Raw genomic sequence first — 13,091 nt, forward strand, 5'->3', positions numbered from 1 at the left:
CGAAGCAATCCAGGAGGCTCGCACGACGGCCCCTGGATTGCTTCGCTGCGCTCGCAATGACGATCAAGCCCTGTGGCAAACGATCTGGCCCGGCGGCTCAGCCCCCAGCAGACCCAGCCGGAACGACGCCCTCAAAGCCATAAAGCCTGTGCGCGTTGTCGACGAAGACGCGCTTGCGCGCCGCCTCGTCCGGCACCCACTCGGCCAGGAGGTCGAGCAGGTCGCCGACATTCATCATCACCTGCCAATGCGCGACATGGGGCCAGTCCGAGCCCCAGACGCAGCGCTCGGGCGCCGCCTCATGCAGCAGCCGGGCGAAGGGAATGGTGTCCGCATAGGGCGGTCCCTCTACGCTGTTGCGGTAGGCGCCCGAGAGCTTGACCCAACCGCCATCGCGCAGGAGCGAGAGCAGCGTCTGGAAGCCCGGATCGTCGAGGCCGCGCGAGACCGGGAAATGGCCCCAATGGTCGAGCACGAAGGGAACCGGCAGCTTCCCCAGCCTCGGCGCGAGCGGGACGAGATCGCGCGCATCGATCAGGAATTGCAGATGCCAGCCCATCTCCCGGGCCAGCGCCGCATAGGCGTCGAGCTGCTCGAAGCCGATGCCGCCGCCATAGAGGATGTTGAGCCTGAGACCGACGATGCCGGTCTCCTGCAGCTCCGCAAGCTCCCGGTCGCGCAGGCCGAGCGGGATGACGGCAATGCCGCGCAGCCTGTCGCGATGGGCCCTCAGGGTCTCGACGGTCAATCGATTGTCGGTGCCATGCACGCTGACCTGGACGAGCACGCCATAGCTCATGCCGGTGGCATCGAGCATGGCAAGATAGCGGTCCGCCGTCGCCTCCGGCGGGGTGTAGCTGCGGCTCTCCACGAAGGGATAGGCCGGTGGCAGGCCGATGACATGGGCGTGGCTGTCGACCGCGCCTGGCGGCACGCGATAACGCGTCGGCCCATGCGGGCGAGGATCGGGCCCCGGGCATGCCGGAGCCCGATCCTGATTGGAGCTCGCCTCACGCATCGGCATGGAGCACCTTGCCGCGGGTTTCAGGCAAAGCGTAGGCCGCCGCGAAGAACACCACATAGGCGATGACGGCGAAGATGCAGATCGCGTTGGCGAGCGTCGTGGTCTGCGAGAGATAGCCGACGAGGAAGGGGAAGAGCGCGCCCATGCCGCGTCCGAAATTATAGCAGAAGCCCTGGCCCGAGCCGCGCAGCCTTGTGGGATAGAGCTCGGTCAGGAACGCCCCCATGCCGGAGAAATAGCCGGAGGCGAAGAATCCGAGCGGGAAGCCGAGCACCCACAGCACCTCGTTCGATAGCGGCAATTGCGTATAGGCCGCGACGACCGCGATCGCGCCGAGCGAGAAGACCAGGAAGAGGTTCCTGCGGCCGAATCTATCGGCATACCAGGCCCCGACGAGATAACCGGCGAAGGAGCCGACGATCAGCGCCGCGAGATAGCCCGTCGAGCTGACGATCGAGAGCTTGCGCTCGGTCGTCAGGAAGCGCGGCACCCAGAAGGTGATGGCGTAATAGCCGCCCTGGCAGCCCATCGAGACGAGGGAGGCGAGGACCGTGACCTTCAGGATCGGGCCCTGGAAGATTTCGAGGATGGAGGGGCTCTCGCCCTTGGCGGCGACCTTGGCGCGCGTTTGCGCCGCGACCTCGGGCTCCTTCACATAGGCGCGCAGATAAAGCACCAGCAGCGCCGGCAGCGCACCGATCGCGAACATCCAGCGCCAGGCCTGTTCGGGCGGCAGGTAGGAGAACAGGGCAGCCTGCGCCAGCACGGCGAGCCCCCAGCCGACGGCCCAGCCCGATTGCACGGAACCAACGGCGCGGCCGCGATATTGCGCCCGGATGGTCTCGCCCATCAGCACGGCGCCGGCCGCCCATTCGCCGCCGAAGCCCAGGCCGAGCAAGGCGCGGCAGATCAGGAGCTGGTCGAAATTCTGCGCGAAGGCGCACAGCAGCGAGAAAAACGAGAACCAGATGATCGTGAGCTGGAGCGTCCGCACCCGGCCGATCCTGTCGGCGAGATAGCCCGCGCCCCAGCCGCCGAGCGCCGAGGCCAGCAAGGTCACCGTGCCGGCGAGGCCAGCGGTACCGGGATCGACGTTCCAGAGCTGGATGATCGTGCCGATCACCAGCGGGTAGATCATGAAATCCATGCCATCGAGGGCCCAGCCGGTGGCGCAGGCCCAGAAGGTGCGCTTCTCCGGGACGGTCATGTCCTTGTAGAAGCCGGTCAGGCTCGTATCCTCGATCGGAACGATCGTTGCTGGTGTCGTCGACATTCTTGCCTCCCTGGCCTCGCCTTCGGTCGGGCGAGCGCTGAAGCGGGACGATGTTGCGATGCCGCCGGGAATGTCTGCCGGAAAACAGGCGCGTGGCCCCCGGAAGCCGGCGCTTTTGTCAGAAAATCACTCTTCGCCGCGCTTGAGGCGCCGAAAGCGCGCCGGGCTCAGCCCGGTGATCGTCCGGAACGCCGTCCCGAGATGGGATTGCGAGGAGAAACCGACGGCGAGCGCGATCTCGGCGATCGTCATCCCGGAAGCGCAGAGAAGATCGCCGGCCGCCTCTACCCGTTGCTCGACGACGAAACGATGCGGCGTCTGGCCGGTGGAGCGCTTGAAGCTGCGGATGAAGGCGGAGGGGCTGAGACCCGACAGTTTCGCCATGTCGGAGAGCGTGATGTCGCGCCCCGGATCGGCACGAACGAAATCCGCGATCCGCGCGCGCATGCCGGCGTCGAGATCGCGGAGGTGCTCGCCTGATGCGCTGCTCGGGGCGGCGTAACGGTCCGACAGATGCAGCGCCAGCGTATAGGCGAGCTGCTCGGCCAGCAGAGATTGGCCGGAATGGGCGGCCTCACTGGCCTCGACCAGCCGCTGGGCGGCCTGCGACAGAAACGGGTCGTCGACGTCCCAGGCCTTGTCCATCAGTTCGATCGGCGTCGATCTGCCCTGGCCAGCCCCGACATCCCTGAGCAGCGCATCGCCCAGATAAAGCAGTAGCAGCTTTCCGGACGGGACATCGGGAACCGCGTCGACGAAGACCTTCCGTCCCGGCTGCCCGATGCGGAAACGCCCGGCCGCAACGCGGCCATCACGACGGACCCGGCCGTCCTCGATCAGCACATGACGGCGCACATCATAGAGGGTGATCGCGACGGTCGCGACAGGCAGCTCGCCATAGTCATAGAGATGCGGGCCCGTGACCTCGCTCAGCGCCGCGGCAAACCCCGTCTTCGACCACAGGTCGACGAGTGCCGACTGCCTGCGGCCGGTCACGAACTCCGCGTGCCGAACTGGATCTAGCCTCATGGGAAACAAACCGGCTTCAGACGATCGGCGACTTTCCGCACACAAGCGCCGCAACCGCAAGAGAGAGCCGCAAAGACCGCTGATTTCGCTGCTGACGCGACCGGCGGCCGGCTCCGCGTAACCTTTCCGCGCATCGCTCGGGTCGAAGTCGGCCTTCCGGCCCCGCAGAGAGCCCGGCCTGCGGTGAAGCCAAAGATTTCAATGGCTTCGTCCTGACCATCTCTGCGCCGTCATTCCGGACGCAGCGCAGCGGAGCTCCGGAATCCATCATAGAGCTCCTGAGCCCTCCGATGGATTCCGGATCGGCGCCGCTAGCGCGGCTTGTCCGGAATGACGGCGCGGGTGATGCCCAGCGATCGGAGGTTATCGCTCGATCGATTTCAAGTCAGACTCTCTGGATGAGGGCTCAGGAGGTTTGCCGCCCTTCGCCCGCAAGCCCGCCCTCGGCGGGTGCCTCCTCCGACAGCGCCTTCAGCGCCTTGACCGTCTCCCTGAGGCCGCGATGCAAGAGCTTGTCGCGGCGGATCACGACCGCGAGCGTACGATGCAGTCGCGGCGAGACTGGGTGCACCACAAAACTGTCTCGGTTCTTGTCCTTGCTCACGGCCATGCCCGGCAGCACGGCGCAGCCGAGCCCCGCGCCGACCATCTCCTTGATCGCCTCGACGCTGCCCAGCGACATGATCGGTTTCAGGCTCACGCCGCCGCGCGCGAACCATTCATCGGCGATCCGCCTCGTATTGCCGCCGGGTTCGTAGAGCAGCACCGGCAGGCCCGACAGCGCCGCCGCGGTGACGCGCGCGGGCAGGCGCATCTCGGGCGGCGCGATCACAACGAATTCATCCTCCAGGATCGGCGTGATCTCGAGGATGCGGCCGGAGACCGGCAGCGAGACCAGCCCGACATCGAGCAGGTTCTCGTCGATCGCCTTGACCATGTCCGAGGTGTTGCCGGTGCTGACCGTGATCTCGAGCGTCGGGAAGCGCCGGCGCAGTTCACGCAGGATCGGCGGCAGCAGGAAGGTGCAGGCGGTCGCGCCGGTGCCGAGCCGCACCCGTCCCATCGCCCCCGTGGCGTGCCGGGCCATGCCGTCGCGCGCAGCCGACACCACGGCCTCGATCTGGCCGGCATGGCCGAGCAATTCGACGCCGGCCACGGTGGGCCGCGCCCGCCTTCCGACGCGCTCGATCAGCATCACGCCGAGACGCCGTTCGAGCTGGCGGATCTGCAGGCTCACCGCCGGCTGGCTCAGATTCAGCTTTTCGGCGGCAGCGGTGAAACTGCCGAGCGCGATGACGTCGCAGAAGGTCTGAAGCTGGTCGAGATTGAAATCGCGCATGCCCAAAGGGCTTCCTTTGCCAAGAGCTTCTCTTACCAAAGAATTTCTCATGCTTTGCATAATTGGCAAAAGCTTCTTTTATCGAAGGCGCTCCGGCAATGTCACCCGGTCGCTCGGAAATGAACCGGGCTCGTTCAGGCCGCCCTCTCATGCCGACAGACTTGCCCATGCCAACAGACCTGCCCATGCCGACAGATTGGCTCGCGATCGCACGCTCCTGCGCGAATTTGGCCGCCCCCTCGCCAGCCCGCCGCTGTCGCGCCATCACCAGATGCCGGCCCTGTATGAGCTGGATGATCGGTTCCTGGCCGATCTCGGCATCTCGCGTCTCGAAGCCGAGCATGGCTCGCCCCTGAAGCCATCCCTACCCCACAAGATCGGCCGCGCCCGGCCGGAGGAGAATCCGTGAGAAATCTGGAATTGCATGAAGCCGCTGCCAGCCGGCCGGCGATCCTTGTTCGGGATGCGGTCGAGGCCGACATGGCCGCCGTGCAGGCGATCTACGCCCATCACGTCCTGCATGGGCTGGCGAGCTTCGAGGAGACACCGCCCGGCATCGACGAATTGCTGGCGCGCCGCGCCGCCGTGCTGGAGCTCGGCCTGCCCTATCTCGTCGCCGAGCTCGACGGCAGGGTCGCCGGCTATTGCTACGCCACGGCCTATCGCCCCCGGGCGGCCTATCGGCACACCATCGAGGATTCCGTCTATGTCGCCGACGCACTTGGCGGGCACGGCATCGGCACGGCGCTGCTCGCAGCCTTGATCGCCCGCTGCGACGCCGGCCCCTGGCGGCAGATGCTCGCCAATATCGGCAATAGCGGCAATGCCGGTTCGATCGCGCTGCACCGGCGCTTCGGATTCGAGCCCGCCGGCACCCTGCGCTCCGTCGGCTTCAAACTCGGCCAGTGGGTCGATACCATCCTGATGCAGCGCCCCCTGGGCGTGGGAGACAGCACGCTTCCCGCGATCGGCTTCAGCTCAGAACCCAGCTCTTGATCCCGCGCCGGACCACCCTTTGCCTTGGCCTGTCGCAGCTCATCTCCTGGGGCATCTCCTATTACCTGATCGGCAGTTTCGGCGAATTGATCGCCAATGATCTCGGCTGGTCGGGCGCTGTCGTCTATGGCGGCTTTTCCGCCGCGCTGCTGGTGATGGGCCTGACCTCGCCCCTCGTCGGACGCCTGGTCGACCGTCATGGCGGCCTGCCCGTGATGGCGGCGGGCGCGCTGCTCAACGCCGCCGGCTGCGCCGGGCTCGCTCTCGCCGAAACGGTGCCGGCCTATTACGTCGCCTGGATCTGCCTCGGCCTGGCGATGCGCCTGACGCTCTATGACGCCGCCTTCGCGGCGCTGGCCCGGATCGGCGGGCCGCAGGCGCGCGGCCCGATCGCGCAGATCACGCTGCTCGGCGGGCTCGCCTCCACCCTGTTCTGGCCCCTCGGGGCCGAGCTCGCCGCGCATTTCGGCTGGCGCGGCGCGCTCATGGTCTATGCCGGCATCGCGCTGCTCTCCGCACCGCTTTATCTGGCTATCCCGAACCGCCGCTACCAAAACCCCGTCCCGCGCGGCACCGCGACCGAGCAGCGCCCACTCGCCACCAGCCCGCGCGACATCGCGATCGCCGGCGCGCTTTATGCGGCGATTGCGACGCTCGCCAATTTCCTCAATGCCGGCATGTCCGCCCATATGATCGGCATCCTGGCCGGCCTCGGTCTCGCGGCCTCGGTCTCGGTCTGGATCGCCACGCTGCGCGGCGTCGGCCAGTCGCTGGCGCGCCTCTGCGAGGTCCTGTTCGGCCGGCGGATCGAGCCATTGACCCTCAATCTCATGGCCTGCGTGCTGCTGCCGTTCTGCTTCGTCGCGGGCCTCGCCAGCGGGCACTCCAGCATCGCGGCCTTCGCCTTCGCCTTCTGCTATGGCGCCGGCAACGGCATCCTGACGATCACCCGCGGCACCTTGCCCCTGCTGCTCTTCGACCACCGCAGCTATGGCAGCGTCGTCGGCAGGCTGCTCGCGCCGAGCTTCTTCCTCTCCGCCACCGCGCCGGTCGCCTACGCTTCCGTCATCCGGCATTTCGGCGAGACGGGAGCGCTCTACCTGTCGATCGCCATCGCCGTCCTCATGCTGATCGCGGCCGCCCTGCTCAGGCTGCGTTTCCGATCGCCGCAGGCTAGGTGATAGCCAGCCAGCCGACGAAATCGCCGATATCGCTGTCGAGCTCCACAGAGGTCAACCTGAGTTGCTTGGCCAGGTCGCGCGCCTGTCCGGTCGTCTCATGCAGGATACCGACCGCATTTTTGACAATGCCGGCGCTCGTCATGGTTCCTTCCGCAATCGTCGATACCTCCGCAGCATCGCCATAAATCAGCGCTGTGGCAGCGCTCTGCTTTGAAGCCAGTTCCGAGATCGACCGCATCTCCGTTTCCATCTCGCGAATGGTCGCGGAGATCGATTTCACCTCGAGGATGGAGCCGTTTGCGATCGCCTGCAGTGCGCTGATCTGTGCCGAGATATCCCTGGTCGCCAACTCCGTCTGGCCGGCCAGGGCCTTCACTTCGCCGGCGATCACGGCAAAGCCGCGGCCTGCCGGACCAGCCCGCGCGGCCTCGATGGCGGCATTGAGCGCCAGGAGATTGGTTTGCGCCGCGATGGCCGCGATCAGGCCGACGACGGAACCGATCTGGTTTGCACCCGCGCCAAGGCTTTCGACATTGGCGGAGAGCCTGAGCGCGTCCGCAACGCCACGGACGGCGATGTCCCGGTTCCGCTCCATCGTGCTGCCGATCTCCGCGGCGGCCATCGAGAGCTCTTCCGTCGCCGAGGCGGTCACGGCTGCGCTTTCCTGGGTCCGGCGCGCCGCCGAGCTGACCTCGGCGGTTTCGTGGGCCGCAGCCTCGCTCATCTGCGAGGCGCGATCGGCGCTTTTGAGAAAACGGTCGGATGAATCGTAGACGGCCTGATTCAACTCGCGCATTTTCGTCTGGAAATCGGCGGCACCCTCGGCGAGGCGTATTTGTCGCGCGGCGCCATCATCCGAGAGCTTCTGCTGCTCCAGGGCGATGGTCGTATTGATATCCAGCGTGAAGACCCGCCCGACGATCTCCATGTCGCGCGCCATTCCTGCCGGCGAGAAACGGTTTTTCCGGGCCAGAACCAGCGCGATCGGCTCGAGCAGACGCATCGCGATCGACAGGCGCGACCGGGCGCCGAGCGACGATTCAATCTCGATATTGCGGAACCTGACGACTGACGCGACGTATTCCTCGTCGAAATTCGCAGCGAACAACACGCTGAAATGGCTCGAAGCACAGGCAACCATTTCGTCCATTCTGGTCGAAATATCCGCCACCTTGTCGGCATGGACGGCCAGAGCCCGTGCGTAATCGAGGTAACACAGCCTCTCGATATTCTTCTCGACAACCGGTTTCAGCCACCGGAGGAGCGACCGTGTCTTATGATCGAGCGCGAACATCGGCAGACGTTTGCCGATCTCATGCCTGACGATTTCGATGAGGGCTGTCACAGGACGGCCAGACGGTTGGATACTGAGGCCGAGACTACGCGGCAATTTCGTTAACGGCTCGTTACGAATCGCGCCGATCGGAAAAGCCGATCGCCCGAACCCTCAGTCATGCAGTGGCCGGCCAGGTCGCGGCGGGGTGACTCGGCACTGCTGACAGGAGCTGTCAGTGGAAGCCACTCCTGTCGGCCACACTGCGTGATAGACATACCGGCCAGCGCAGGCCGGGGCTGGCATGGCCCGGCTTTTGCCCTATCTCTACGCCTTGCCCCCGAACGGACATCACCATGGCCCGCAAGACCTCGCTCGCCGATCAGGCCGCCGCGCTCGAGGATATGTTCGACGCCAACCGCAAGGTCGATTCGCGCGTGATTTCCGTGCGCGGCGCGCGCGAGCATAACCTCAAGAATGTCGACCTCGCGATCCCGCGCGACAAGCTCGTCGTCTTCACCGGCCTGTCGGGCTCGGGCAAGTCGTCGCTCGCCTTCGACACGATCTATGCCGAGGGCCAGCGCCGCTATGTCGAGTCGCTCTCGGCCTATGCCCGCCAGTTCCTCGAGATGATGCAGAAGCCCGATGTCGACCAGATCGACGGGCTCTCGCCGGCGATCTCGATCGAGCAGAAGACGACCTCGAAGAACCCGCGCTCGACGGTCGGCACCGTCACCGAGATCCATGACTATATGCGCCTGCTCTGGGCGCGGGCCGGCATTCCCTATTCGCCTGCCACCGGCCTGCCGATCGAGAGCCAGACCGTCCAGCAGATGGTCGACCGATTGACCGAACTGCCGGAGAAGACGCGCGGCTATCTGCTCGCGCCGGTGGTGCGCGGCCGCAAGGGCGAATACCGCAAGGAAATGGCCGAGTGGCTGAAGCGCGGCTTCCAGCGCGTCAAGGTCAATGGCGAGTTCTTCGAGATCCCCGACGCGCCCGCGCTCGACAAGAAGTTCAAGCACGACATCGACGTGGTGGTCGATCGCATCGTGATCAGGCCCGATCTCGGCGCCCGCCTCGCCGACTCGCTGGAGCAGGCGCTGGAGCTCGCCGACGGCATCGCCGTCTTCGAATATGCCGATGAGAAGGCCGAGAACGGCGAGGCCAGGCGCGTCACCTTCTCCTCGAAATTCGCCTGCCCGGTCTCCGGCTTCACCATCCCCGAGATCGAGCCGCGCCTGTTCTCGTTCAACAACCCCTTCGGCGCCTGCCCGGCCTGCGACGGGCTCGGCCATGAGATGCGCATCGACCCCGAGATGATCGTGCCCGATCACGCAGTCTCCCTGAAAAAGGGTGCGATCGCGCCCTGGGCCAAGTCGACCTCGCCCTATTACGGCCAGACGCTCGAGGCGCTTGCCAAGCATTTCGGCTTCTCGATGACGAAGCCCTGGAGCGAATTGCCGGAGAAGGCGAGGGACTCGATCCTGTTCGGCACCGGCACCGAGCCCGTGCGCTTCGGCTACAACGACGGCCTGCGTGCCTATGAGGTGAAGAAGCCCTTCGAGGGCGTGATCACCAATATGGAGCGGCGCTGGAAGGAGACGGAGTCGGACTGGGCCCGCGAAGAGATCGGCCGCTTCATGTCCGAGACGCCGTGCAAGGCCTGCGACGGCTTCCGCCTCAAGCCCGAGGCGCTGGCGGTGAAGATCGACATGCGCCATATCGGCGAGATCTCGCGGCTTTCGGTCAAGGACGCGCTCGAATGGGTCAGCGCCCTGCCTTCGCGCCTGTCGAAGAAGCAGAACGAGATCGCCCCGCGCATCCTCAAGGAGATCCGCGACCGCCTGACCTTCCTGCTCGATGTCGGGCTGGAATATCTGACGCTCGCCCGCGGCTCCGGCACGCTCTCGGGCGGCGAGAGCCAGCGAATCCGCCTCGCCAGCCAGATCGGCTCCGGCCTCACCGGCGTGCTCTATGTGCTGGACGAGCCCTCGATCGGCCTGCATCAGCGCGATAATGAGCGCCTGCTCGGCACGCTGCGCCGTCTCAGGGACCTCGGCAACACCGTCATCGTCGTCGAGCATGATGAGGACGCGATCCTGACCGCCGATTATGTCGTCGATGTCGGCCCCGGCGCCGGCATCCATGGCGGCGAGATCGTCGCCAAGGGCACGCCGCAGGACATTCTCGACAACCCGGACTCGCTCACCGGCCGATATCTCACCGGCGAGCTCTCGGTCGCGGTGCCCGACAAGCGCCGCAAGGCTATGAAAGGCCGCTCGCTCAAGATTGTCGGCGCGCGCGGCAACAATCTCAAGGATGTCACCGTCGAGATCCCGCTCGGGCTGTTCACCTGCATCACCGGCGTCTCCGGCGGCGGCAAGTCGACGCTCGTCATCGACACGCTCTACAAGGCGGTGGCGCGCAAGCTCAACGGCGCGATCGACCACCCTGCCCCGCATGATCGCATCGAGGGCATCGAGCTGCTCGACAAGGTCATCGACATCGACCAGTCGCCGATCGGCCGCACGCCGCGCTCCAACCCGGCGACCTATACCGGCGCCTTCACGCCGATCCGCGAATGGTTCGCCGGCCTGCCCGAGGCGAAGGCGCGCGGCTATCAGCCCGGCCGCTTCTCATTCAACGTCAAGGGCGGCCGCTGCGAGGCTTGCCAGGGCGACGGCGTCATCAAGATCGAGATGCACTTCCTGCCCGATGTCTACGTCACCTGCGACGTCTGCAAGGGCAAGCGCTACGACCGCGAGACGCTTGAGGTGAAATACCGCGACAAATCGATCGCCGATGTGCTGGACATGTCGGTCGAGGAAGCCAAAATCCTGTTCAAGGCCGTGCCCTCGATCCGCGAGAAGATGGAGACGCTGCACCGCGTCGGGCTCGACTATGTCAAGGTCGGCCAGCAGGCGACGACCCTGTCAGGCGGCGAGGCCCAGCGCGTCAAACTCTCGAAGGAGCTCTCCAAGCGCGCCACCGGCCGCACCCTCTACATTCTGGACGAGCCGACCACCGGCCTGCATTTCCACGATGTCGCCAAGCTGATGGAGGTGCTGCACGAGCTGGTCGAGCAGGGCAATTCCGTGGTGGTGATCGAGCATAACCTCGAAGTCATCAAGACCGCCGACTGGATCATCGACATGGGCCCCGAAGGCGGCGATGGCGGCGGCGAGGTCGTGGCTCAGGGCACGCCGGAGGATGTCGTCCGCATCGGCAAGGGCCACACCGCGCGCTTCCTCAAGGAGGTTCTGGCGCGGCGGCCGATCAAGAAGGGCGTCAAAGCCCAGCAGGTGCAGGCGGCGGAGTGAGGGGGCGGATACGCCAATGACTGACCTCAGGCAACATCCCGAAATGCTGCCGGGTCGGCTTTTGGCCGGCCAAAGGACAAAGGCTCAGCGCAGACCCGCGAATCCTGGACTGGACGAGGCATCGGAGCCTCAGCGCTTTCCCTTCTCCCCTCGCGGGAGAAGGTGGATCGGCGCAGCCGAGACGGATGAGGGGCGCTGTGAGATCTCCGCCTAGCCGAACACGACGCTAATTGGACAGGGCACGGCGCCCCCTCATCCGGCGCTGCGCGCCACCTTCTCCCGCATCAAAGTCGGCTGTTGCCGACTTTGACACTTTGAGTTGCCCATCTCGGGCAAGCCCGAGATGGGTGGGAGAAGGGAAGAAGAGGCGCGTCATTCTCGGGCGGAGCGAAGCGCAGACCCGAGAATCTCAAGCCGGAAAAGGCGCCGGAGCCTCCGCGTCTTCCCTTCTCCCCTCGGGGGAGAAGGTGGCAGCGCGTAGCGCTGACGGATGAGGGAAGGATGGCTCACCCGGTCGCAGCGCCCTCATCCGCCCCTGCCGGGGCACCTTCTCCCAGCCATCTCGGGCTTGCCCGAGATGGGCAACCCCTAAGTATCAAAGTCGGCAACAGCCTACTTTGATGGGGGAGAAGGAAGAGAGCGTCGCCCCCGGATCAAGCGTGCGGCTGCAAGGTCCCGTTCGGGCTGAGCGCATTGATCAGCGTCGGCAGATGGGCGGCGAGGAAGCCTGCCACCTCGTCGGGCGAGCGGTTGAAGGTCGAGGCGATCTTGCCGATGATGGTGTCGCCGAGCGCCGCCTCGATCTGCTCCGCCGTCACCGGTTGGTTGGCGCCGCTGCCAAGCCAGGACGCGACCTGCGGGCCAAGGCCCGAGGCTTGCAACTTCTCGAGCAGGCCCTGCAGCGAGCCGAGGCTGGTGCTGGCCAGGGCCTTCGATAGCAATTCGGGCAGCAGCTGCGCCTGCGCCTGTTCGACGAGGCCGCCAAGCGCGCCCTTCAATCCATCAAGCAAACTCATCTCGCCCCACCCCTTTCTGGAAACCTCGAAAAGGCCCGGCGCCGCGAGACGGCGCACGGGCCTCTTGTTCAGGCTTTCATCGTGTTCAGGCCTTCATCGTGCTCAGGCTTTCTTGCAGGCGTCGCGGAATTTTTTGCGCTCCTTGCCGTGCAGACCCTTCTGGTCGGCCTGTACAGAGCATTCCTTGGATTTTGCCGTCCGCGTCGCGGGGGCTGCGGCGGCAGGCTTGGCAGCAGCAGGCTTGGCGGCAGCGGGAGCCGTGGTCGTCGCAGGCGCGGTCACCGCCGGCTTGGCGGCGGGCGTCGCCGGTGTGGCGGGCGTCGTCTGCGCGCCGGCAAACGACATCGTCATCAGAAGCAGACCGGCCGCGCCTGAGAGAATTGTGAAGTGTTTCATGATGAACCTCGCTGCGGTGGCCCCTGCCCCGGCAGATCCAGGCAAGGGATGACTGAAAAGAGGCCGAATTCAGGCGCGCGTGAATTGTCCAGACACAGTCATCGCGCCCGCATTGCTGCCGCAACGGAAGTTTTCGCCAGGCGGATACTTGGCAGGCGGATGCTTGCGCGGATCGAGCCCGGCCGGCGAACCCCGCCCGCGATTTGCGCAGCGCCGCCACAAGGCGCAACTCTCCCCGCTG

The 13,091-nt window shown here is 65.9% G+C and carries 11 protein-coding genes; 4 read left to right on the forward strand and 7 right to left on the reverse strand.

Annotation, left to right across the window (positions count from 1 at the left end):
- Positions 1-97: 97 nt before the first annotated feature.
- The 4 genes from BHK69_RS22020 to BHK69_RS22035 all read right to left on the reverse strand — a co-directional run bounded on the left by BHK69_RS22020 (position 98) and on the right by BHK69_RS22035 (position 4,665).
- Entirely contained in the window at positions 98-1,018 is a 921-nt protein-coding gene (locus tag BHK69_RS22020; RefSeq protein ID WP_069693879.1) for an amidohydrolase family protein, read from the reverse strand.
- On the reverse strand, positions 1,011-2,297 hold the full coding sequence (locus BHK69_RS22025; RefSeq protein WP_069691963.1) for an MFS transporter: 1,287 nt from the start codon (positions 2,295-2,297) through the stop codon (positions 1,011-1,013). Before BHK69_RS22025 ends, BHK69_RS22020 begins: the two co-directional genes overlap by 8 nt.
- Before the next feature lie 126 nt (positions 2,298-2,423).
- Positions 2,424-3,293: a helix-turn-helix domain-containing protein gene (locus BHK69_RS22030; RefSeq protein WP_244548278.1), complete on the reverse strand. Its 870-nt coding sequence runs from the start codon at positions 3,291-3,293 to the stop codon at positions 2,424-2,426.
- 439 nt (positions 3,294-3,732) lie between these two features.
- Positions 3,733-4,665, reverse strand: coding sequence for a LysR family transcriptional regulator (locus BHK69_RS22035; protein ID WP_069691965.1), 933 nt, complete (start codon positions 4,663-4,665; stop codon positions 3,733-3,735).
- On the opposite strand from BHK69_RS22035, the gene BHK69_RS32275 reads away from it, so the two are divergent.
- The 3 genes from BHK69_RS32275 to BHK69_RS22050 all read left to right on the forward strand — a co-directional run bounded on the left by BHK69_RS32275 (position 4,664) and on the right by BHK69_RS22050 (position 6,842).
- The gene (locus tag BHK69_RS32275) at positions 4,664-5,074 is read left to right on the forward strand and encodes a hypothetical protein (protein ID WP_148663540.1); all 411 of its coding nucleotides are present in this window, start codon (positions 4,664-4,666) and stop codon (positions 5,072-5,074) included. The genes BHK69_RS22035 and BHK69_RS32275 overlap by 2 nt on opposite strands.
- Before the next feature lie 71 nt (positions 5,075-5,145).
- Positions 5,146-5,661 carry a GNAT family N-acetyltransferase gene (locus tag BHK69_RS22045; RefSeq protein WP_069693880.1) on the forward strand — a complete coding sequence of 172 codons (516 nt, stop codon included), beginning with the start codon at positions 5,146-5,148 and terminating at the stop codon, positions 5,659-5,661.
- Positions 5,658-6,842: an MFS transporter gene (locus BHK69_RS22050; protein ID WP_069691967.1), complete on the forward strand. Its 1,185-nt coding sequence runs from the start codon at positions 5,658-5,660 to the stop codon at positions 6,840-6,842. The genes BHK69_RS22045 and BHK69_RS22050 overlap by 4 nt, the downstream gene beginning before the upstream one ends.
- On the opposite strand, the gene BHK69_RS22055 is transcribed toward BHK69_RS22050, so the two are convergent.
- Entirely contained in the window at positions 6,835-8,187 is a 1,353-nt protein-coding gene (locus tag BHK69_RS22055; RefSeq protein ID WP_069691968.1) for a methyl-accepting chemotaxis protein, read from the reverse strand. The genes BHK69_RS22050 and BHK69_RS22055 overlap by 8 nt on opposite strands.
- A gap of 284 nt (positions 8,188-8,471) precedes the next feature.
- Between BHK69_RS22055 and uvrA the strand changes: the two genes are divergently transcribed.
- Positions 8,472-11,438, forward strand: coding sequence for an excinuclease ABC subunit UvrA (gene uvrA / locus BHK69_RS22060; RefSeq protein ID WP_069691969.1), 2,967 nt, complete (start codon positions 8,472-8,474; stop codon positions 11,436-11,438).
- Between the two features lie 653 nt (positions 11,439-12,091).
- Here the strand turns inward: uvrA and BHK69_RS22065 are convergent.
- Both BHK69_RS22065 and BHK69_RS22070 read right to left on the reverse strand, forming a co-directional pair.
- Positions 12,092-12,454 carry a YidB family protein gene (locus BHK69_RS22065; RefSeq protein ID WP_069691970.1) on the reverse strand — a complete coding sequence of 121 codons (363 nt, stop codon included), beginning with the start codon at positions 12,452-12,454 and terminating at the stop codon, positions 12,092-12,094.
- A gap of 102 nt (positions 12,455-12,556) precedes the next feature.
- Positions 12,557-12,850, reverse strand: coding sequence for a PsiF family protein (locus BHK69_RS22070; protein ID WP_069691971.1), 294 nt, complete (start codon positions 12,848-12,850; stop codon positions 12,557-12,559).
- Positions 12,851-13,091: the final 241 nt, after the last annotated feature.

This window comes from Bosea vaviloviae (assembly GCF_001741865.1).
Classification (GTDB): Bacteria; Pseudomonadota; Alphaproteobacteria; order Rhizobiales; family Beijerinckiaceae; genus Allobosea; species Allobosea vaviloviae.